General features: G+C 45.5%; 20 protein-coding genes, 2 pseudogenes and 3 riboswitches. Of the genes and pseudogenes, 14 read left to right on the forward strand and 8 right to left on the reverse strand.

Going from position 1 to position 21,678, the window contains the following annotated elements; all coding sequences use genetic code 11:
* The first annotated feature begins 219 nt into the window (after nt 1–219).
* The 3 genes from cimH to NYE56_RS19700 all read left to right on the forward strand — a co-directional run bounded on the left by cimH (nt 220) and on the right by NYE56_RS19700 (nt 3,637).
* On the forward strand, nt 220–1,572 hold the full coding sequence (gene cimH, locus NYE56_RS19690) for a citrate/malate transporter CimH (RefSeq protein ID WP_268556022.1): 1,353 nt from the start codon (nt 220–222) through the stop codon (nt 1,570–1,572).
* Nucleotides 1,573–1,693: 121 nt separating this feature from the next.
* The gene (locus tag NYE56_RS19695) at nt 1,694–3,382 is read left to right on the forward strand and encodes a M56 family metallopeptidase (protein WP_326208927.1); all 1,689 of its coding nucleotides are present in this window, start codon (nt 1,694–1,696) and stop codon (nt 3,380–3,382) included.
* 57 nt (nt 3,383–3,439) lie between these two features.
* On the forward strand, nt 3,440–3,637 hold the full coding sequence (locus tag NYE56_RS19700; protein ID WP_217002746.1) for a hypothetical protein: 198 nt from the start codon (nt 3,440–3,442) through the stop codon (nt 3,635–3,637).
* A gap of 13 nt (nt 3,638–3,650) precedes the next feature.
* Here NYE56_RS19700 and NYE56_RS19705 read toward each other — a convergent pair whose 3' ends face one another.
* The 3 genes from NYE56_RS19705 to NYE56_RS19715 form a co-directional block, all read right to left on the reverse strand.
* On the reverse strand, nt 3,651–4,490 hold the full coding sequence (locus tag NYE56_RS19705) for a polysaccharide deacetylase family protein (protein WP_341284288.1): 840 nt from the start codon (nt 4,488–4,490) through the stop codon (nt 3,651–3,653).
* Nucleotides 4,491–4,594: 104 nt separating this feature from the next.
* Nucleotides 4,595–5,692, reverse strand: a complete 1,098-nt coding sequence (msmX, locus tag NYE56_RS19710) for a maltodextrin ABC transporter ATP-binding protein MsmX (RefSeq protein WP_341284289.1) — start codon at nt 5,690–5,692, stop codon at nt 4,595–4,597.
* A 120-nt stretch (nt 5,693–5,812) separates the two neighbouring features.
* On the reverse strand, nt 5,813–6,706 hold the full coding sequence (locus tag NYE56_RS19715; protein WP_160244466.1) for a PucR family transcriptional regulator: 894 nt from the start codon (nt 6,704–6,706) through the stop codon (nt 5,813–5,815).
* A gap of 183 nt (nt 6,707–6,889) precedes the next feature.
* Here NYE56_RS19715 and NYE56_RS19720 point away from each other — a divergent pair.
* Nucleotides 6,890–8,346, forward strand: a pseudogene (locus NYE56_RS19720) (aldehyde dehydrogenase family protein).
* Between the two features lie 41 nt (nt 8,347–8,387).
* Here NYE56_RS19720 and NYE56_RS19725 read toward each other — a convergent pair.
* Nucleotides 8,388–9,224 (reverse strand): YitT family protein, encoded by an 837-nt coding sequence (locus tag NYE56_RS19725; RefSeq protein ID WP_003242615.1) that lies wholly within the window; start codon nt 9,222–9,224, stop codon nt 8,388–8,390.
* A gap of 76 nt (nt 9,225–9,300) precedes the next feature.
* A riboswitch (guanidine-I (ykkC/yxkD leader) is annotated at nt 9,301–9,403 on the reverse strand.
* Nucleotides 9,404–9,792: 389 nt separating this feature from the next.
* Here NYE56_RS19725 and NYE56_RS19730 point away from each other — a divergent pair.
* Nucleotides 9,793–10,335, forward strand: a complete 543-nt coding sequence (locus NYE56_RS19730) for a DUF4352 domain-containing protein (protein ID WP_120028571.1) — start codon at nt 9,793–9,795, stop codon at nt 10,333–10,335.
* Between the two features lie 73 nt (nt 10,336–10,408).
* Here NYE56_RS19730 and galE read toward each other — a convergent pair whose 3' ends face one another.
* Nucleotides 10,409–11,428 carry a UDP-glucose 4-epimerase GalE gene (gene galE / locus NYE56_RS19735; RefSeq protein ID WP_069322994.1) on the reverse strand — a complete coding sequence of 340 codons (1,020 nt, stop codon included), beginning with the start codon at nt 11,426–11,428 and terminating at the stop codon, nt 10,409–10,411.
* Between the two features lie 227 nt (nt 11,429–11,655).
* Between galE and NYE56_RS19740 the strand changes: the two genes are divergently transcribed.
* From NYE56_RS19740 to NYE56_RS19780, 9 genes and pseudogenes are all read left to right on the forward strand, one after another.
* Nucleotides 11,656–12,129 carry a DUF1453 family protein gene (locus tag NYE56_RS19740; protein WP_017697230.1) on the forward strand — a complete coding sequence of 158 codons (474 nt, stop codon included), beginning with the start codon at nt 11,656–11,658 and terminating at the stop codon, nt 12,127–12,129.
* A gap of 17 nt (nt 12,130–12,146) precedes the next feature.
* Nucleotides 12,147–13,367 (forward strand): sensor histidine kinase, encoded by a 1,221-nt coding sequence (locus tag NYE56_RS19745; protein ID WP_341284290.1) that lies wholly within the window; start codon nt 12,147–12,149, stop codon nt 13,365–13,367.
* Nucleotides 13,354–14,010, forward strand: a complete 657-nt coding sequence (gene yxjL / locus NYE56_RS19750) for a two-component system response regulator YxJL (RefSeq protein ID WP_041850347.1) — start codon at nt 13,354–13,356, stop codon at nt 14,008–14,010. Before NYE56_RS19745 ends, yxjL begins: the two co-directional genes overlap by 14 nt.
* 49 nt (nt 14,011–14,059) lie before the next feature.
* A complete protein-coding gene (pepT, locus tag NYE56_RS19755) occupies nt 14,060–15,292 on the forward strand; it encodes a peptidase T (RefSeq protein ID WP_341284291.1) in 1,233 nt (410 codons plus the stop codon).
* A 104-nt stretch (nt 15,293–15,396) separates the two neighbouring features.
* Nucleotides 15,397–15,525, forward strand: a complete 129-nt coding sequence (locus NYE56_RS19760; protein ID WP_003227241.1) for a hypothetical protein — start codon at nt 15,397–15,399, stop codon at nt 15,523–15,525.
* A 298-nt stretch (nt 15,526–15,823) separates the two neighbouring features.
* Complete coding sequence (locus tag NYE56_RS19765) at nt 15,824–16,078, forward strand: hypothetical protein (RefSeq protein WP_080344241.1); 255 nt, start codon at nt 15,824–15,826, stop codon at nt 16,076–16,078.
* Between the two features lie 128 nt (nt 16,079–16,206).
* Complete coding sequence (locus NYE56_RS19770) at nt 16,207–16,695, forward strand: LURP-one-related/scramblase family protein (RefSeq protein WP_341284292.1); 489 nt, start codon at nt 16,207–16,209, stop codon at nt 16,693–16,695.
* 65 nt (nt 16,696–16,760) lie between these two features.
* Nucleotides 16,761–16,867: riboswitch (SAM riboswitch) on the forward strand.
* Nucleotides 16,868–16,950: 83 nt separating this feature from the next.
* Nucleotides 16,951–18,083: pseudogene (locus NYE56_RS19775) on the forward strand (5-methyltetrahydropteroyltriglutamate--homocysteine S-methyltransferase).
* 68 nt (nt 18,084–18,151) lie between these two features.
* A riboswitch (SAM riboswitch) is annotated at nt 18,152–18,258 on the forward strand.
* A 77-nt stretch (nt 18,259–18,335) separates the two neighbouring features.
* The gene (locus NYE56_RS19780) at nt 18,336–19,472 is read left to right on the forward strand and encodes a 5-methyltetrahydropteroyltriglutamate--homocysteine S-methyltransferase (RefSeq protein ID WP_038828905.1); all 1,137 of its coding nucleotides are present in this window, start codon (nt 18,336–18,338) and stop codon (nt 19,470–19,472) included.
* 52 nt (nt 19,473–19,524) lie between these two features.
* On the opposite strand, the gene NYE56_RS19785 is transcribed toward NYE56_RS19780, so the two are convergent.
* Genes NYE56_RS19785 through NYE56_RS19795 form a run of 3 tightly spaced genes read right to left on the reverse strand, consistent with a single transcriptional unit; the run spans nt 19,525 to nt 21,678 of the window.
* Complete coding sequence (locus NYE56_RS19785; protein ID WP_014481333.1) at nt 19,525–20,298, reverse strand: 3-hydroxybutyrate dehydrogenase; 774 nt, start codon at nt 20,296–20,298, stop codon at nt 19,525–19,527.
* 16 nt (nt 20,299–20,314) lie between these two features.
* Nucleotides 20,315–20,965, reverse strand: coding sequence for a succinyl-CoA--3-ketoacid CoA transferase subunit B (locus NYE56_RS19790; RefSeq protein WP_003243049.1), 651 nt, complete (start codon nt 20,963–20,965; stop codon nt 20,315–20,317).
* A complete protein-coding gene (locus tag NYE56_RS19795; protein ID WP_014481335.1) occupies nt 20,962–21,678 on the reverse strand; it encodes a succinyl-CoA--3-ketoacid CoA transferase subunit A in 717 nt (238 codons plus the stop codon). Before NYE56_RS19795 ends, NYE56_RS19790 begins: the two co-directional genes overlap by 4 nt.

Genomic DNA, 21,678 nt, shown 5'->3' on the forward strand with positions numbered 1-21,678 from the left:
ACACATCGTTCCTTGCGAACAAAATGCTTGCCCCGCACCAGCACTCGTTTCTCAGCACTCCGTCATAAACCGATTTTAGTCAGAATGCCTCTTTTCATTTGAACCGGCAAGAGGAGGAAAGTTGAATAGTAAATTTTTAATATATTAATAATTTCAATTTTTTAGTATACTTAACATAGTGAACAATTTCACTGCATCAAGAATAGGGGAGGTTTTTCAATGGGAGAGCTTCAAACACACATGCAATTGCAAACGGATACAATTCACGAAGGGGTTCGAAAAGAGAATTGGTTTGCAAAAGCCATGAATATAAAAGTAGGCATCATACCGCTTCCTGTGTATGCCTTGCTGTTTATATTAATCACTGTTTTTGTTATGCATCACGATGTAAAAAGTGACATTTTGACATCCATCGCCGTCATGGCGTTTTTCGGGTTTACCTTTGCCCAAATCGGCAAATCGATACCAATAGTTCGTTCTATCGGCGGCCCGGCCATCCTAGCTACTTTTATTCCGTCCGCTGTCGTGTACTATCACCTGCTGCCTAATGATATCGTCAAATCCACCACAGAATTTACAGAAAACTCAAACTTTCTATATTTGTTTATCGCCGGTATTGTCGTCGGAAGCATTCTCGGCATGAAAAGAGAAACACTCGTAAAAGCATTCATGAAAATTTTTATTCCGCTTATTGTCGGTTCTGTCACAGCCGCTATTGTCGGACTGGCTGTCGGGACATTGCTCGGACTCGGATTTCTGCATACCCTGCTGTACATTGTCATTCCGATCATGGCTGGAGGAGTCGGAGAAGGCGCTATCCCGCTGTCCATCGGATATTCTGACATCATGCCCATTTCTCAAGGGGAAGCGTTTGCACTTGTTCTGCCATCGATTATGCTGGGCAGCCTGTGCGCGATTATTCTAGCGGGATTGCTGAACCGCATCGGAAAGAAAAAACCGGAATGGACAGGCAACGGCAAAGTGGACCGCTCCGAAGAAGAGTCCCCTGCGCTGGAGGAATCACAAAGCGGCCAGCAAATGTTCAACCTTTCTTTATTTACGTCAGGCGGTATCCTTGCTGTTTCTTTATACTTAGTCGGCATGCTCGCTCACGATTTTTTCGGTTTTCCGGCACCCGTTGCCATGCTGTTACTGGCTGTTCTAATCAAGCTGTTCAGATTGGTGCCTGCCTCAATTGAAAATGGCGCGTTTGGAGTGTCCCGCTTTTTTTCAACAGCTGTGACCTACCCGCTTCTCTTTGCGATTGGGGTATCCATGACGCCGTGGGACAAGCTTGTCGCCGCTTTTAACCTCAGCAATATTATTACGATTCTGTCTGTCGTTGTGACCATGATGGTCGTCGGCTTCTTCACTGGAAAATGGCTGAACATGTATCCGATTGAAACCGCCATTATCAATGCGTGCCATTCTGGGCAAGGCGGCACCGGTGACGTTGCCATTTTAAGCGCCGCTGAAAGGCTTGAACTAATGCCTTTCGCCCAAGTGTCTACCCGCATCGGGGGCGCGATTACAGTATCCTTAACCTTATTGCTGCTTCACCAGTTTTATTAATCCCCGCAAGCAAGTTCTTCGTCAAACGAAAGAGCTTGCTTTTTTGCATGTCCATATTTTTGCAAGTTCCCGCCTCATGCTATAGTAATAGTTGGAAATACTAGATAGAAAGGAATATGGCATGCCTATGGGAACTCATCTATTTCTCTTTATGCTTCTCGGGCTGGGATTTTATTTGATATCAGCCCTGGCAGCAAAACTCATTCCGGCCGTAGACTTCTGGATTGATATTGTTCTTTGGGTCGGCGCTGCAGTTTACATCTTCTCTCATCTTTCATTCATGGACGGCATTGTCTCAATCGCGACAATGTTCTTCTGCTATTGGACCGCAATGGATCTCATTGTTTCAGAGCGTGTGGAAAAACCTTCGGGAGACTGGCAGGAAATCGAGCTGGCCAGAAACAAAACACGTCTCCTGTCAGACATTACGCTGACCGCCATTGTGTTTGCAGGGGCTGTTATTTTTTTCATCTATGGACCTGACACAAGCCCTCTCAAATATGTGATCCTTCTCGGCATGATCTCCGGCGGAGGGGCACTGGTGAAGCGTATACTGAATGTTTTCAGCGTAAAGGTTTTTTATTCAGCTGCCTTAGAAAAATTGCATATCAGCTCACACTATGAAACCCGTACATACCCGCTTTCCGATTTGAAGGACATTCAGCTTGAATCAACGGCAGATCTCTTAAAGCTCCATCCGCTACTGACGATGTATTCATCCCGTTTAGATTTGACAACAAGTTTTCAGCAAGTCATTAAACTGTCTCTTCCCGGCGAAACACTGTTTCTGACGGTGAAGGAACCGCAAAAATGGAAAACAATTCTTCAGGAATACACAGATGCAGAAAACAATGTGGACAATGTGATTTCTGTTTTGCCGTTTTATCATAGAAAAAATGTGAAGCGGCTGCTCGGGAAGCTTTATTTTGCCGCCAGCGTAAAAGGGGTATCCGCTTACGCCTTATTGGTGCTCGCGTTATACGCATTACACGCCTCTCCATGGGTCATGGCTGTTGCCGTAATCCTGTATTGGGTATTCAACATGTATATGTCAGACCGTGTGTTGCGGGCGGCGATGGACGCCAAGCCTTGTCATCATCCGCATGTACAGGCAGCGGCCGATAAGATTTGCCGATCGGCCGGCATTTCCCATGTCCGCATATACGAAACGGAGAGTGATGATTACAACGGAATGGCAGTAGGCATGAATGTCGGGAGGTCAATGGTCATCCTGACAAGCGCCACACTAACACTTCCACAGCGTGTCATTGAAGGCATTCTGGCCCATGAGGCGATTCATATCAAAAAACGTGACGTTCTGTCATCACAGCTTTTGCGTTTTCTATATCTTGGAGCTGTCGTTGGGATTTTCCTCTTGTTTGAGCAGCATATCACCCATCCAGAGGCCCACAAAATTGCGCTTTGGGCTTTCATTATGGCAATCATTATCCTATTCCAGCTCTATCAATCCTTTTGTTCACAATGGATGGAGGTGCGTGCTGACAACCTTGGCGCATCATTGCTGGAGGGCGGTTACAAACAAATGGCTGAAGCCTTGAGAATCTTGGCGGTTCGGCAGGATGAGGACATACAGAAACAAAGTGCCTACAGCTCTGAAACAGGTGAAGACGAGCTTCAAATTGACTCTCTCACCCGTGATAAAAGCTGGTTTTTCAGATTGATTGATTTTCAGTTCGCTCCTCATCCCCCTATGTATTGGCGTGTCGGCACTTTATTGTCAAACAAAGGACATGGGGTGCTAAAGCGCTGGCTCAGAGACCGGCTGAAAGAATCGATCACTTTGAAATGAAACCGGTCAGCGTTTCATCCGTATAACAGATATGGTGAAAAAAGGGAGTGACCAGAAGTGATTGTGATCTTATTGATAATAGCTATTATTGTTTTTCTTTCAGTCATTCAGCCGCAGCCCTCGGAAAATAAAAGCCGCCAGCAGGCGGACAGCGGGTATTTCGGTTATTCAGACAACGGCTCACACCATGATGGATGCAGCAGTGACGGAGGTTTCAGCGATTCCGGCTGTGGCGGCGGAGGGGGCGGCGATTAAACGCCGCCTTTTTTTATTTCATTGATTCGATGTACGCACCAAAAGCCGAGCCTGACATGCCTGGGGACACGCGCACACGATGGAGGGCATACATTCCCTGGTCTCTCGAAGCCGCGCCCGGTTCTGTCGTCACGCCCATTTGATAGCCTGTTTTTTCAGCGGCCTTCAGCGTCTCCTCATTGTAGCGTCCCACCGGATAGCTGATGATGGAGGTTTGCTGATGAAACATGCCGTCAAACAGCTTTTTCGAATCCGCCATCTCACTGTGCTGCTGTTCAGGCGTTAACCCGTTCAGCTCAAGGTGGTCAATCGTATGGCTTTCAATCGATATGCCGTGCTGTGTCATTTCTTTCATTTGGTCCTCTGTCAGATGGTGCTTATGTCCGATCGATTTGCCGATCATAAAAATCGTCGCCTTCATCCCGTACTTTTTCAGCACCGGATACGCATCTTGATAATTGTCGGTGTACCCGTCATCAAATGTGATCAGCACGCACTTCTCACTCGGTTTTTTATCCTGCGTCAGCATGAGATATGCCTCTTTCGGCGTTAATGTCTGATAGCCGTTAACATGAAGCCACTTCATATGCGCCTCGAATTCTTTCTTTGGCACACGGAGGCTGTTTCCTGAAGAAATGCTGTGATACATCAAAATCGGCAGCTTTGCCGGTTTCTCTGTTTTGATCCATGCGGATGTATCGTTTTCTTTTTTCTGAACTTGTACTGCCTTTTTTTCCGGTTTCTTTTGTTCCGCTTTTGGCATCGGCTGCTCTGCATTCGCCTCTTGATCAGCGCAAGCCGCAAGAGCCAAACAGCTGCCCAAAAGAAAGATGCTTAAAAACAATCGTTTCATCGTTCTCCTGCTTTCTGTCTATTTCTTCCTCCTTTTTCATCGGTTTGATTCTGAGATTTTCAATAGCAAAAAACCGGACATCCCCATGTCCGGTTTTTTTGATCTTATTGGATTCTCACTTCTGTCTCACTGTCAAAGAAATGGCCTTTGTTCATATCAAATGCGACCGTCAGCTCATCGCCCGATTGAATATCGAGGCGGGCGTCGATCCTCGCAATAAAGTCTTGGTTGTCGATCTGCGAATAAATCATGATTTCAGAACCGAGCAGCTCTGCAACATTGATTTTCGCCTTAATCGAAGAGTTCTTATATGATTCCACGACAATCAATTCATCATGTATATCCTCAGGACGGATGCCAAAGATGACCTCTTTGCCGATGTAGCCTTTTTCACGCAGCACTTTCATTTTTCCTTCCGGGACGGTTAATGCCGCAGAACCGATTTTGATTAAGCCATCCGTGAGCTTCCCTTTGAAAAAGTTCATCGCCGGTGATCCGATAAACCCGCCGACAAAGACGTTTTCAGGGAATTCATAAACATCCTTCGGCGTCCCGATCTGCTGAATTTTCCCATCTTTCATGACTACGATCCGTGTCGCCATCGTCAGCGCTTCTGTCTGGTCATGCGTCACATAAATCGTAGTAGTCTGCAGTCTCTGGTGGAGCTTAATGATTTCCGCCCGCATTTGCACCCTCAGCTTCGCGTCCAAGTTTGACAAAGGCTCATCCATCAGGAACACCTTTGCATCCCGCACGATTGCCCGGCCCAGCGCAACCCGCTGTCTCTGTCCGCCTGACAGCGCTTTCGGTTTACGGTGCAAATATTCCTCCAGCCCGAGAATTTTAGCAGCTTCCTCTACTCTTTTTTTGATTTCAGGCTTCGGCATTTTCCGAAGCTTGAGCCCGAACGCGATATTATCGTAGACCGTCATATGCGGATAGAGCGCGTAGTTCTGAAATACCATCGCGATATCCCTGTCCTTTGGCGCTACATCATTGACCCGTTTTCCTTCAATATAAAAATCGCCTTTCGAAATTTCTTCAAGTCCTGCGACCATTCGCAGCGTCGTTGATTTCCCGCAGCCGGACGGGCCGACGAATACGATAAATTCCTTATCGGCAATATGAAGGTTAAAGTCATCAACCACCGGTTCCTTTTGATCATAAAATTTATAAATGTGTTCCATCCGCAATTCAGCCATCTAACATCCCCCTTTGTTATTGTAAACGCTTTCTTATATTGAGTGTAACAGCAATTCCCTCTCGCTAAAATGGGCAGCGTTCATAAAATCACCCAGCCATTTTTCGTGCATATTTCCAATTTATTCTGAACTTTCATTTTGCAGGCAGATAAAATAGGCAAGAAGTGCGCCTTTGTACGATTTGATATCTATCCCTGACCGCTCAATAAATTTATCAATCCGATATTGCAGGCTGTTGCGATGCAGATGCAGCTTTTTCGCTGTTAATGTGACGTTTGAATTGTTTTCAATAAACAGCTTAATGGTCTTCCTTAGCTCAGATTCACTTCCAAATAAAAGCTCAGCTTCTTCAGAGAGCAGCGTTTCCAATTTTTCTTTTTCTGTCTCTAATAATAGAAAAGGAAAGATCATCTCAAAGGTCACACTCTGTACCTGAGGCAGCCGTTTTTCAGCAAACAGGAAATACGCCTGTTCACGGGCGTAATGCTTTCGCAGACACTCATCCGGCTCGTAAAATCTTCCGGCGTAAAAACGGACACTGAAGTAGAAATCACTTTCAAGAACCTTTGCAAGTGATTCCAGTTCGTCCTTCTCCGCCGCCGCTTCACTTTCCTGCTCGACAATCACGCCTCTGTCCTCATGGATCCACACAATCACAAAAGACACCGGCCAAAAATGGCGAACCGCTTCCGTAAAGGACGTCCTTTCTATTTTGCCGAATAAATGAAAGTGAACAAATCTCGTCCGTTTCTTTATGTACGCCGGCAATTCCCCTCTGGAAAAAAGGAACGAAAACCACTTGTTTTCCTCAGGTGATTTCATAGACATTTGATTGCCCTCATCCGCAGGCGTCAAAAATGACTGCAGCACCAATACTTCTTTTTCACTGATCTCTGTTTTCGGAATGGAGATATATCTCTGATTGCTCTCATCAAAAAAACATAGACAGCCTTCCCTTATGCAAAGCTCCTCAGACACAATCGAACCGGGATAAATAGCCAGCAGCGATTTCATAGAGTCTCCTCTCTTATGTAAGGATCTGTATATTCAGTATAAGGCGAAACACACATGTTCTCCACTAAAAAAGAGTATATCCGGTATAGATAGACGAGAAACTGAAAGGGAAACCTCATTCGTTTACATATTGGCTTCAGCGGAAATAGAAAAGGATATGCAGGACCAAAGGAGGGCCATCTTATGAGTTTCGAAACGTTAAACAAAAGTTTTATAACGGAAAATGGACTGAGGGAGAAAGCGGACGTACGGAGGACATTTTGAATCCGTATGACCAGTCTGTGATCACAACAGCATCTTTGGCAACGGGCAAACAGCTGGAGGATGCGTTTGACATTGCACAGAAAGCCCAAAAAGAGTGGGCCAAGAGCACGACGGAAGACCGAAAAGCCGTCCTGCAAAAAGCGCGCGGCTATTTACAGGAAAACCGTGATGACATCATTATGATGATCGCCCGCGAAACTGGCGGAACGATCATTAAATCAACAATCGAGCTGGAACAAACGATTGCGATTTTAGATGAAGCTATGACGTATACTGGTGAATTAGGCGGCGTCAAAGAGGTGCCATCCGACATTGAAGGGAAAACCAATAAGATTTACCGCCTTCCGCTAGGTGTCATTTCATCGATTTCCCCATTTAATTTTCCAATGAATCTATCCATGAGATCCATTGCGCCCGCGATTGCGCTGGGAAACAGCGTTGTTCACAAGCCTGATATCCAAACCGCTCTTTCCGGCGGAACCATCATTGCGAAAGCGTTCGAACACGCCGGTCTTCCTGCCGGTGTCCTTAACGTCATGCTGACGGATGTAAAGGAAATCGGGGACGGCATGCTCACCAATCCAATCCCGAGATTAATCAGCTTTACAGGATCAACAGCAGTCGGGCGCCACATCGGTGAAATCGCCGGGCGTGCCTTCAAACGAATGGCACTTGAGCTCGGCGGCAACAATCCATTTGCCGTTCTTTCAGATGCGGATGTCGATCGTGCTGTGGATGCCGCGATTTTCGGAAAATTTATTCACCAGGGACAAATCTGTATGATTATCAACAGGATCATCGTTCATCAAGATGTGTACGATGAGTTTGTAGAAAAGTTCACCGCCCGTGTCAAACAGCTTCCGTACGGCGATCAAACCGATCCGAAAACTGTTGTCGGCCCGCTGATCAACGAGCGCCAAATCGAGAAAGCGCTGGAGATCATTGAGCAGGCAAAGGCAGAAGGCATTGAGCTTGCGGTTGAAGGAAAACGCGTCGGAAACGTGCTGACGCCGTACGTCTTTGTCGGTGTGGACAACAACAGCAAAATTGCACAAACGGAGCTGTTTGCCCCAATCGCAACCATTATTAAAGCTGGCAGCGATCAGGAAGCGATTGACATGGCAAATGATACTGAATACGGCCTCAGCTCTGCGGTTTTCACTTCTGATGTAGAAAAAGGCGAAAAGTTCGCCCTGCAAATTGACAGCGGCATGACCCATGTCAACGACCAGTCCGTCAATGATTCGCCGAATATTGCCTTTGGCGGAAACAAAGCAAGCGGTGTCGGCCGCTTCGGCAATCCGTGGGTCGTCGAGGAATTTACCGTGACGAAATGGATTTCGATACAGAAGCAATACCGCAAATATCCGTTCTAAATGAAAAAATCCCTCTGCTTCAAGTACAGAGGGATTTTTCTTTATTTAGATATATCCACAAACCCTTCTCCAAACACATCGCGTACATCATGAACGATCACAAACGCTTTTTTGTCGCAGCTTCTAATGATTTTTTTCAGCATAGACAGCTCCTGTTTGTTAATGACGATATACAAAATCTCTTTTGATTGGCCCGTATAATTTCCCTTCCCTGATAAAATCGTCACGCCCCGATCCATCAAGGTATTTACCTGCTCTGCAATCTCACTCTTATTTTCTGAAATGACCGTAATGGCTTTTTTCGTATTCAAACCTTCAATAATGAAGTCCATCACTTTGGTACCGATATACAGCATCACGATCGTAAACATCATTTTTTCTGCACCAATAATAAAATAAGAGCTAAATACTACGATTAAATCAAAAAACAAGAGTGCATAGCTGATATTCCAATCTAAATATTTATTAGCAATTCTGGCCAAAATCGCGGAACCGGCTGTCGTCCCGCCGACCCGGATAATCATGCCGATCCCGACTCCCGCAAATACACCTGCGAAAATCGTATTAATGATCAATTCATCAGACGGAATGCTCCACCCATGTGTCAGATGAAGAAAAAGCGAATTTGCCGCAACCGCAATGATCGTATAAACCGTTGTTTTTCCATCCAGAAACTTGTAGCCGATTAAAAGCAAAAACGCATTTAAGATAAAGTTCGTGACACCAGGAGACCATTGAAACAGATAATACAAAATCAGCGTAATCCCAGTGACTCCGCCTTCCCCAAGATCATTGGGAATCGCAAATAAATTAACCGCAAGCGCGAAGAAAAAAGCGCCAATCACAAGCATAAGTACATCCAGCATTCTCTTTTTCATCACGAAAACACTCCTTCTCATTGTTCTGTTCTAGCAAATAAAAAAACCCAGGAGAACGCTCTCGAAAAAGAGCAGAAACTCCTGGGCTTTTATCCCACCGTGTCATAACAGCCAAGCTGCTATGTGTTTTCTCTCGGTCACAGTCCAATTTGCATTGCGGAACCCTAGAAAACCACTGTTTTTATCATATCCTTTTCACTTTCCAATATTAGCATTATAAGGGACGGTTCGAATTGGTTCAAGGGGTATTTGCGGAGTTTTCATCAGATAAGCTGGAAGAAAATACGATTTATCTATTAAAAAAAGAACAGATATAACCGATAAGAAAAAAAGCATATATTTTACAAGTGAATGTAACTATAAATGATAATAATTATAAGAAATTCATAATTTTATATTGACTAAGCGAAATAATATAGGCATTATAGTACATATGTTTCGTACATTTTATTACATAGGAGGAAATATAATGGCAGGAAAACTAGTACCCTGTAAAGCTTGCGGTCAAGAAATTGCAAAGGGTGTAAAAAAATGTCCTAACTGCGGTAAGGATCAACGTAACTTTTTTATGCGACATAAAATCATTACGTTTATTCTCGCAGTTGTTGTCATCATTATTATCGGTAATATGATTGGCGGCGGAGGCGGCTCAGAAGCCACTTCCAAAACATCAAGCAGCAGCAAAGCAGAAACTGAAAAAACATACAATATCGGTGATACCGTAAAAACTGAAAAAACTGAAGTGACAGTTACGAAGGTAGAGGACAGAGATACTGTCGGTACTCAATATGTTGAAAAGAAAGCATCTGATGGTGGTACAATTGTAGCAGTTCAATATACAATTAAAAACGTATCTAAAAAGCCGATTAGCTCTTTTTCAATTCCAACTGTTAAATTAGTTGATGCTGATGGCACTTCTTATGATGCAGATATCGATGCTTCTTCAACCTATGCAACTGAGACAAAAGTTGACAACTCTAAAATATTAAGTGATCTAAATCCTAATATTAAAGTAACAGATGTGAAAGCATTTGAGGTAGACAAGGAAGCTTATGCAAAAGGCACTTGGAAACTAAAATTCAGTAATGATGTTATTGTGAAAATCAAATAACAGCTAACAAGGGTGCCTGTTCAGGCACCCTTGTTCTTTAAAAAAGGCCTTCTCTATTAGAAGGCCTCCATTCTTATTCCGCACTCTTATACCCATTCACATTTGAAGACTGCCATCTCCAGGAATCAGCACACATTTCCTCAAGGCCGCGTTTCGCTTCCCAGCCCAGTTCCCGCTTGGCTTTCGCAGGATCTGCAAAGCATGTGGCGATGTCTCCCGGACGGCGGTCCGCAAAACGGTACGGAACCTCTTTCCCTGACACTTTTTCAAAGGCTTTGACCATTTCAAGCACGCTGTAGCCTGTGCCTGTTCCAAGGTTGTATGCATCGGCTCCTGTAGAGTTCAATACTTTTTCCAGCGCCTTGACGTGGCCTTCTGCGAGATCAACGACGTGAATATAATCGCGTACGCCTGTCCCGTCTTTTGTCGGATAGTCATTTCCGAATACGCTTAATTGCTCGAGCTTCCCGACTGCTACCTGTGCCACATACGGCATAAGGTTATTTGGGATTCCGTTCGGGTCTTCACCGATCCGTCCGCTTGGATGCGCGCCGAACGGGTTAAAGTAACGAAGCAGCGCAACGCTCCACTCATTGTCGGCTGTATGCAAATCACGCAATATTTGTTCAAGCATGAGCTTCGTCTGTCCATAAGGGTTTGTCGCACCTAATGGAAAGTCTTCCGTAATCGGCGATGTTTCCGGAACGCCGTACACTGTCGCAGATGAACTGAATACGATTTTCTTGACGCCGAATTTCTCCATGGCCTCGCATAAAATAAACGTTCCTGTCAGATTGTTATGATAATATTTGAGGGGAATCGCAACAGATTCACCGACTGCTTTTAACCCTGCAAAATGAATCACAGCTTCGATTTCATTTTCAGCAAAAACCGCATCTACCGCTTCCCGATCCAATAAGTCCGCTTCGTAGAACGTTAAATCTTTTCCCGTAATCTCCTTGACACGGTTCAGCGCCTCAGCCGAACTGTTGGACAGATTATCAAGAACAACAATCTCGTAGCCGCTGTTCAATAATTCAACACATGTGTGGCTGCCAATGTACCCGGCACCGCCAGTAACAAGTATTGCCATGATGTAACCCTCCTAAAAAATGACCTGTTTTCATTATATAGTGTTTAAAACCGGTCCACATCCATTTTTAAGAAGTTTAATCGTTTATTAATAGTTTTTTCATATATTATCAGCATTTTCATACCTTTATGCAGCGCGAACAAGTATAGCTGCTGAAAAATCAATCTGCCGGTTGACGTTTTCCTTTCCCTTTTTCGCTATGCTTAATGCAGAAAGGATTTGATGACATGGCGATGAGCCCATATATTTTTATTGTATTGATTCTTATTATTTTATCGATGTACCGAGAGAGAGCCGTCAGACCCGGGAAGTTGCTGATCATTCCGCTGCTGCTCTTATGGGGCGTATCAGCATCGTTTCAGCCGGCGTATTTTCATTCCGTATTACATGTGGCGATCAGCGGCATTTTATTATTGATCGGGCTGGCCTGCGGGTTTGGCATTGGGAAGATGGTAAACGTGCGGATTCACCCGGAAACCGGAAAGGTCACTTCACGCGGCTCCCTTGGAAGTGTTATTCTCATTCTAGTGATACTTTCTTTGCGCATGGCCGCGAGAACATGGCTGCCTGAGAGCAACGAGATGTTTATTGCCATTATTCATTCTATGTTCTTCGTTCCCCTCGGCACCATCACAGCCCGCAACATCATGCTTTACAAAGCATACAGACGGCTGACCGCCGGCAAAGTATCCATTCAATAACCGAAAGAAGGATCAGCATGAACGGACAAACTCCGGCTCGGCACTACAAGAAGCTTGTGCCGAGCCTTATTCTCATTTTGAATTGCATACAATTTTTATCTCATCCAACTAAGGCTGATCCCATTTTGTTAGCATTTGTATTTGCGGTATACTTAGCATTCATTTGGATCATTCCCTATGTGGCATCCACTGCTGTTAGTTTGAGCATATTCATCGGACTCTGGCTCCTGACCGATTTCTTTTGGGCTGTTTCCGGCCAAGAGCAGGGAGCCGCCTTTTTTTTACTCGTATTTTTAATGGTTTATGCGGCCATAAAGCTTCCTGCACGGCTGTCTTTGATCCTTACAGTGTGCCTAATTGGGGGCAATGTTTTCTTTTTGTATTCTGTTTTTGACAGCAGCTTGGACGATATCATCAGCAACATCTCGATCATGATCGGACTCTACGTCTTCTTCTCCTCCATGCGTTTCAGACGAGAAGCGAGAAAGGAGGCTGAACGGAATCATGCTGAATTGGCAAAAATGCATGTGCAGCTGGAGCATGCTCATAAAGAACTCCAGAAAGCGCATGCAGAGCTGCAGGAGGCTTCTGTTCTTTCATTAAGGTACGCGGTCCTTGAGGAACGTACAAGAATCGCCCGCGACATTCATGACAGCATCGGTCACGAGCTGACTTCTGTGATTGTTCAGCTTCAATCTCTTCCCTATATCCTCAAAAGCAGCAAGGAGGATTCAGAAAAAGTCATTCAAAATGTACTGAGTGTCGCCAGGGAATGTCTTCAAGAAGTACGGTCTGTCGTTCACCAAATGGGCCGTAGTGAATCGATGGTGGGGCTTACCGCTTTGCGGGGGCTCATTCATCAAGTGGAGGAACGGAGCGGCTTGCACGTTTCTTTAGATACTGCCGGACTGTCAGAAGAGTCTTGGCCTCCAAACGTGAGCGAAACGATCTACCGCATCTTGCAGGAAGCGCTGACCAATATCATTCGTCACGCTGACGCTTCTCATGCGGCGGCCGTCATTTCTAACGACAAGTCCCATCTCTATGTCACAATCACCGACGACGGACAATTCACCGGCATCCTTACTTATGGATTTGGCCTGACAGGAATGAAAGAGCGCGCAGAAAAAGCAGGCGGTTCCCTTACTTTCAGTGCCTTACAGCCGAGCGGCCTGAAAATTGAGCTGTCATTGCCGTTCATGACAACGAATAAGGAGCAAAAAGATGAACAAAGATAACATACGCGTCGCGCTTGCCGATGATCAGCCGCTTGTGCGTGAAGGCTTCCGCTACGTCATCAACGCACAGACGGATATGACGGTTTCTGGCGAGGCCGGCGACGGTCACGATATTATAGCACTCGCAAAACAAACAAAACCCGATGTCATCCTCATGGATGTCCAGATGCCGCATTGCTCAGGCATCGAAGCAGCGAAAGACATTATGTCCGCACTTCCAGATACAAAGATAGTCATTTTAACCACCTTTGACACGGAAGAATACGTATTTGAAGGCATCCGTGCGGGAGCAGTAGGCTATCTGCTGAAGGATACACTTCCTGAAGAGTTGATAGATGCGATTCGCGCTGCGGCGAGAGGCGAGGCGATTTTCCGTACAGTCACAGCTGCTAAAATTATCAGTGAGACATTTCGGGCGAAGCAACAGCCCCATCCAGAAGAACTGGCAGAGCCGTTCACCAAAAGAGAGCTTGAGGTTCTTCAGCAAATGGCCTACGGACTGAGAAATGAGGATATTGCTGAAAAGCTTTTCGTCAGTGAAAGCACTGTGAAAACCCACGTGCACCGCATCCTGCAAAAATGCAATGCCCAAGACCGGACACAGGCAGTCGTTTTTGCCATTCGAAACGGTATTGTGCAATAGAAATCTCTCATCCCGCCATGCTAAAATAAGACAAAGGAGATGATTGGAAATGAAAGAAGAAATCATTGAACGGTTTACTACATATGTAAAAGTTGACACACAGTCCGATGAATCCGTTGACACTTGTCCTTCCACACCCGGCCAATTGACATTAGGAAACATGCTCGTTGATGAATTGAAGTCCATCGGCATGCAGGATGCAGCCATTGATGAAAACGGCTATGTCATGGCAACTCTTCCCTCCAATACTGAAAAAGACGTGCCGACAATCGGCTTTCTCGCTCACGTCGACACCGCTACAGACTTTACCGGCAAAAACGTGAATCCGCAAATCATCGAAAGCTATGATGGAAAAGACATCGTTCTTAACGAACAGCTGCAGGTCACCCTGTCACCTGATCAATTCCCTGAGCTGTCTGGCTATAAGGGCCATACACTCATCACCACAGACGGCACCACCCTTCTTGGCGCAGACAATAAGGCCGGTATCGCTGAAATCATGACAGCCATGGATTACCTTATCAAACACCCTGAAATCAAGCACGGCACAATCAGAGTCGCCTTTACGCCTGATGAAGAAATCGGAAGAGGGCCGCACAAATTTGATGTGAAACGGTTCAATGCATCCTTTGCCTACACGGTTGACGGCGGCCCGCTCGGCGAGCTTGAATATGAAAGCTTCAATGCCGCTTTTGCAAAAATTACGATTAAAGGCAACAACGTACATCCCGGAACAGCTAAAGGGAAAATGATCAACTCTGCGAAAATCGCGATGAAGCTGAACAGCCTGCTGCCGGCAGACGAAGCGCCTGAATATACGGAAGGTTATGAAGGCTTCTACCACCTGCTGTCGATTCAAGGAGACGTAGAGGAAACAAAGCTCCACTACATTATTAGAGACTTTGACAAAGAGAATTTCCAAAACAGAAAAGAAACAATGAAGCGTGCCGTTAAAGAACTTCAAAACGAATACGGGCAAGACCGGATTCTGCTGGATATGAATGACCAATACTACAACATGAGAGAGAAAATTGAACCTGTCATCGAAATCGTCAACATTGCCAAGCAAGCGATGGAAAACCTCGGCATCGAACCGAAGATTTCGCCCATCCGCGGCGGCACCGACGGATCACAGCTGTCCTACATGGGGCTTCCGACGCCAAACATCTTTACAGGCGGGGAAAACTTCCACGGCAAATTTGAATACATCTCAGTTGATAACATGGTCAAAGCCGTAAATGTCATCGTTGAGATTGCAAAGCAGTTTGAAGCGCAAGCCTAATGCCAAAAGCCAGTCCAAAAAAGGACTGGTTTTTTTGTGTGAAAATGAAACATTTTAAACGCGTCCTCCGTAAAACAAGTATCAACAAATGAGGAGGAAAAACAATGACAAAACATGCAATCGCTGCAAAGAGTCTCTTGAAAAAATGGATCATTTCCAGGCCGCTTAACATGCAAAAGAAATCCAGCCCATTTCAAAAAATCAGAAAAATGTTCAAACGCTTCTTCAAATAAAACATTCAAATCCCCTAAATACAATCCGTATTCACCCGTACCGCCCAAATGCTCCGTAATTTGGGTTTTTTGTGTTCAATTCCGCAAAATAGGGTATAAACCAAACAAGCAAGAAAACAGCACCTAAAAACAGACAATTTGAATTACGTGAACTTAGGTTAAAAGTTATATAAAGGAATTTATTTTATCGTCGATAGTAACTATAGAACCAATCATCAACAAGAGCAAACAGCGTAATTCAAGACTATTTTCAGGTCATCAGGTTATACTGTTTTAGAGGGACAGTTTCTCATTATTTATTGATTTAGAATTTTTTGAATACTTTTTGACTTTTTATCCGTACAATAGAGAGTACCAAAACTTTTTTTGGGAGGTATGTAATATGATCCTATTTATTATCATCGCATTATGCGGCTATCTTCTTTTTTCTTTCAGCAAGGACAATCGCCGCAAACCGCAAAAGACAAGCCCTCTGCCAGCAGCCGCACCTCATCACAACAACCTAATCGACCTTGACGCCATCCGCCAAAAACGCCGGATGCATCTTTCCTAATTCTATATTTCAAATGAAAAGGCTGCTGAATCACGCAGCCTTTTAAAATTGTTTTGATTTAGAGCCTGAAACCTTTTCGCCACCTATCCGTAATTTCATACAAGGCAAACCCAAAGGAGACTTCAGCAATGATCGAGTTATTTATGAAACAAAAAATGTTCTCATTTAAAGATGCATTTCACATTTATGACCGGGACGAACAAGAAACATTCAAGGTGGAGGGGCGTTTTTTCTCGTTAGGAGACTCATTACAAATGACAGACTCATCTGGGAAAACGCTCGTTTCCATAGAACAAAAACTAATGTCTTTATTGCCGTGCTATGAGATTTCAATTGGCGGGAAAACAGTTTGTGAGGTAACGAAGAAAGTTACGTTTTTCAAACCGAAATTTGTGATTTCCGGGCTTAACTGGGAAATCGATGGTGATTTATGGAGGGATGAATTCCAACTAACGGATGGGGAAAATGTCCGGATGTCAGTGAGCAAAAAGTGGCTCAGCTGGGGTGATTCCTATCATTTGCAGATTGCAAACGAGGAAGATGTTCTGATTTGCACTGCCATCGCTATCGTGCTTGATATGGTTTTATATAACGATGAAGATGAAAGTATTTTCTAAAAAGCATTGACAATTGATCCAAAAGTAATAATATTAAGATAATTGAAATCTGAATATGAAGTTGTACCTTATCAAGAGAGGTGGAGGGACTGGCCCTATGATACCCGGCAACCGCTGTTTCAAACAGAATGGTGCTAAATCCTTAAGAACATTGTGTTCTTGCAGATGAGGCGGAGATTTGATCGTTCAAGCTCTTCCTTACACAAAGGAAGAGCTTTTTTACATGCTCAATATTTCAGAAAAGAGGCGAATAACATGGCTCAACAAACGAATGTTGCAGGACAAAAACAGAAAAACAACGCAAAGCACCTTTCCGCGCCGATCACGTCGGCAGTTTGCTTCGCTCCGCTCCGGTGAAGGAAGCCCGGCAGAAAAAAGCGGCCGGCGAGATCACAGCGGAACAGCTTCGTGATATCGAAAATCAAGAGATCACCCGCATCGTGGAAAAACAAAAAGAAATCGGTCTCGATGTGGTAACAGACGGGGAATTCCGGCGTTCCTGGTGGCATTATGACTTCCTGGAAGGGCTTGACGGTGTGGAACCGTTCATCCCGGCTGAGGGGATTCAGTTCCATAACACAAAAACGAAAGCGCGCAGCATCAAAGTGACGGGAAAACTCGATTTTACGAGCCACCCAGCGCTTGCTGATTATCAATTTTTACATGAGATTGCCGGTAACCCGACGCCAAAATTGACCATTCCCAGCCCAAATATGCTGTTTTTTGGCGAAAAGGCAGATAAAGGAATTTATGACGATCAAGAGGAATACTTTCATGATCTGGCCCAAGCGTACAAAAAAGCAATCAAAGCCTTCTATGATGCTGGCTGCCGTTATCTCCAGCTTGATGATACGTCATGGTCTCTCTTCTTTGAGGAAAAAGGCAGAGAGGTTGTCCGGGCGCTCGGCGGTGATCCAGAAACATTGCCAGCCATATTTGCCAAAACAATTAACGATGCCGTCGCAGACCGGCCTGACGATTTAACGATCACAATGCACATTTGCCGCGGCAACTTCCGTTCAACTTGGGCGGCATCAGGAGGCTACGACGCTGTAGCGGAAACGATTTTGGACGGCTTAAACCTGGACGGCCTGTTTTTGGAATACGATGATGACCGCTCAGGAAATTTTGATCCGCTCCGTTTTGTGAAGCGCAAGGATCTGCAAATTGTGCTCGGCTTGATCACATCGAAATACGGCGAGCTTGAAAATCCTGAGGATGTGAAACGCCGTATCAATGAAGCTGCGCGTTTTGTCAGCTTGGACCAGCTATGCCTGAGCCCGCAGTGCGGTTTCGCCTCTACAGAAGAAGGCAACCTTCTGACAGAGGAGCAGCAATGGGCAAAGCTTCGCCATGTCATCGACATTGCCAACGATGTGTGGAGATAATCTATCATTGACAGAAATAGAAAATGTGTGAATAATAGATACTATCAGAAAATTTCATAAAAAGGTTTTCCTTATCAAGAGAGGTGGAGGGACTGGCCCTGCGATACCCGGCAACCGCTGTTTAACAGAATGGTGCTAAATCCTTTAGAGCAATGATTGCTCTTGAAGATAAGGTTGAGATTGTCACGCAAGCTCTTCCTTATCCAAAGGAAGAGCTTTTTTATATTTGAATGGAAAGAAGGAATGGACAACATGTCACAACAAACAACACCCGCAGAACAAAAATCACTTCAAAGAAAAAAACCGCCGTTTCGCGCGGATCAAGTCGGAAGCCTGCTAAGATCTGAGCCCGTCAAAAAAGCGCGGCTGCAAAAAGCGGCCGGCGAAATGACCGCTGAGCAGCTTCGCCAAATTGAAAATGATGAAATCATCCGCATTGTGGAAAAACAGAAGGAAACCGGCCTGAACGTCGTGACAGACGGTGAATTCCGCAGAGCATGGTGGCACTTTGATTTCCTGGAAAACTTAGATGGCGTTGAGCCGTTTACTCCTGAGCAAGGCATTCAATTCCATAACGTACAGACAAAAGCACGCGGCATTAAAGTCACAGGCGATATCGACTTTTCAACTCACCCAATGCTTGAAGATTACTCATTTCTCCATAGCATTGCCGGTGACGCGACGCCAAAGATGACCATTCCAAGCCCGAATATGCTGTTTTTCCGCGGGAAATTGGAAAAAGGTGCATACAAAAACGACTATCACCTTTTCCAGCATGATGTATCCAAAGCATATAAAAAAGCGATTCAAGCGTTTTATGACAGAGGCTGCCGCTACCTCCAGCTTGATGATACAGCGTGGGCCGTTTTCTTATCAGAAAAAGGCTTAAAACAAATCGAAGCGTTCGGAACAACGCCTGATGAGCTTCGCCAGCTGTTTGCGAAATCGATTAACGACGCGATTGCAGACCGCCCGGATGACTTAACGGTAACCATGCATATTTGCCGCGGCAACTTCCAGTCCACTTGGACAGCGGAAGGCGGCTATGACGCAGCAGCCGAAACCATTTTTGACGGCTTGAATCTTGACGGACTTTTCTTAGAGTATGATGATTCACGCTCAGGCGGATTTGAGCCGCTCCGTTACGTAAAACGGTCTGATCTTCAACTTGTTCTTGGCTTAGTGACATCTAAATTCGGTGAGCTTGAAAATCCGGATGACGTGAAACGCCGTATCGAAGAAGCGTCCCGTTATGTAAGCTTAGACCAGCTTTGCCTCAGCCCTCAATGCGGATTTGCTTCAACTGAGGAAGGCAACAAGCTGACTGAAGAACAGCAATGGGCGAAGCTCCGCCATGTGGTTGAGATCGCTAATGATGTTTGGAAATAAGCAAAGAAAAAACACACTTGATTCCCTAGCGGAGCAAGTGTGTTTTTTTATGTCACTGTGCGGTGTAGCCCCCATCAAGGACGACAGCCTGCCCAGTGACACCCTTCGCCTTCTCGCTTGCCAAAAACACGGCATAATCCGCAATTTCCTTGACGGAAAGCAGTCGCTTTTGCGGCACAAGCGGAAAAATGACTTGTTCAAGTACAGAGTCGTAAGGGACATTTCTAGTTTTCGATAGATCGCTAAGCTGATTGCGTACAAGCTGGGTATCGACATAACCCGGGCAGAGCGCATTGACTGTAATGCCGTGGGGCGCGCCTTCCAGCGCCCCTACTTTTGTGAGTCCAATGACGCCGTGCTTGGCGCTATTATAAGCGGATTTCCCTGCAAAGCCGACTAATCCATTAACAGACGCGATATTAATGATTCTGCCAAACTGCTGTTTTTTCATGATCGGAAAAACATGCTTCATTGCAATAAAGGGTGCCGTCAGCATGACCTTGATCAGCTGTTCAAAGGTGTCTGTCGGAAACTCTTCAATCGGAGCGACGTGCTGAATACCGGCATTGTTCACCAGAATATCCAAGCGGCCGTATTGTTTTTGGATGACGTTCACCGTATCAGCAACTTGCGCTTCCTTTGTCACATCATACGGAATGGCCGCCGCGTCAAAGCCTTCTTCTGCAAGTTTGGAGGCTGCTTTTTCACATGCTTCCGGACGGAGGTCTGAAACGATGACGCTGGCACCTTCCCGGGCGAATTCTCTTGCCATTTCGAATCCAATTCCGCCGGCAGCCCCTGTCACCAAGGCGACTTGTTTTCTCATGTCAAACACCTTCCCATTAAGAATTGAGTACAGACTGGCTTACAGCGAAATCAGCTTCTGTTTTTTCATAAACCTCTTCAATTGTGACACCATCCTGAAGCTCCGTCAGTGTCATGCGGCCGTTCACAAAATCAAATACAGCCAAATCCGTAATCAGCCTGTGTACGACTTTCTGGCCTGTCAGCGGAAGGGAGCATGTTTTTTTCACCTTTGATTCACCATGCTTATTGACGTGCTCCATGATGACAACGATCCGTTTCGCCCCGTTGACGAGATCCATAGCGCCGCCCATCCCTTTTACCATTTTGCCCGGGATCATCCAATTGGCCAAATCACCCTGCTCCGAAACCTCCATTCCACCAAGAATAGCCAAATCGATATGCCCGCCTCTTATCATCGCGAATGACTCAGCGCTGTCAAAATAAGAGGCGCCCGTCACTTCAGTGATCGTTTCCTTTCCCGCATTGATCAAATCCGCGTCTTCCGTTCCTTCCAGAGGATAGGGGCCAATTCCGAGCAAGCCATTTTCCGACTGAAGCATGACGTGAACGCCATCGGGTATCTCATTTGCGACAAGCGTCGGCATTCCAATCCCGAGATTCACATTCATGCCGTCCTTGATTTCTTGTACAGCCCGTTTAACCATTCGTTTTCTCGCTTCCTTCACTTGGCCTCACCCTTTCCCGATGCTTGCTGAACTGTTCGTTTTTCAATCCGTTTTTCTTGGCTCGCGCCAAGCACGACATGCTGTACGTAAATTCCCGGCGTATGGATGTGATCTGGATCGAGCTCTCCTGCTTCCACGATTTCTTCCGCCTCGGCAATCGTGATCTTGCCTGCCATGGCGGCAATGGGATTAAAATTTCTCGCCGTTTTCCTAAAAACCAAATTGCCCATGGTGTCCGCTTTCCACGCTTTGACGATCGCCACATCGCCGGTAATACCACGCTCCAGCACATAAGTCCGGCCGCCGAATGTTTTATGTTCTTTTCCCTCGGCTATGGAGGTGCCGACGCCTGTCGCCGTATAAAATCCCGGTATGCCTGCACCGCCTGCACGAATTCTCTCAGCGAGCGTTCCTTGGGGAACAAGCTCGACCTCAAGCTCTCCGCTTAAAAACTGCCGCTCAAAAATTTTATTTTCACCGACATAGGAAGCAATCATTTTCTTGATTTGCTTGTTAGCCAGAAGCAAACCCAGCCCCCAGTCATCGACTCCGCAGTTATTGCTGACAACAGTTAAATCCTTTACTCCCTGATCTCTTATAGACAAAATGAGCTGTTCAGGGATGCCGCACAGCCCAAATCCTCCCGCGATCAGCGTATCCCCATCATGAATCAATTTCGCAGCTTCCTTGCTTGATGACAGCACTTTTCCCAT

The organism is Bacillus sp. FSL R5-0603 (genome assembly GCF_038050295.1).
GTDB classification, from domain to species: Bacteria; Bacillota; Bacilli; order Bacillales; family Bacillaceae; genus Bacillus; species Bacillus subtilis.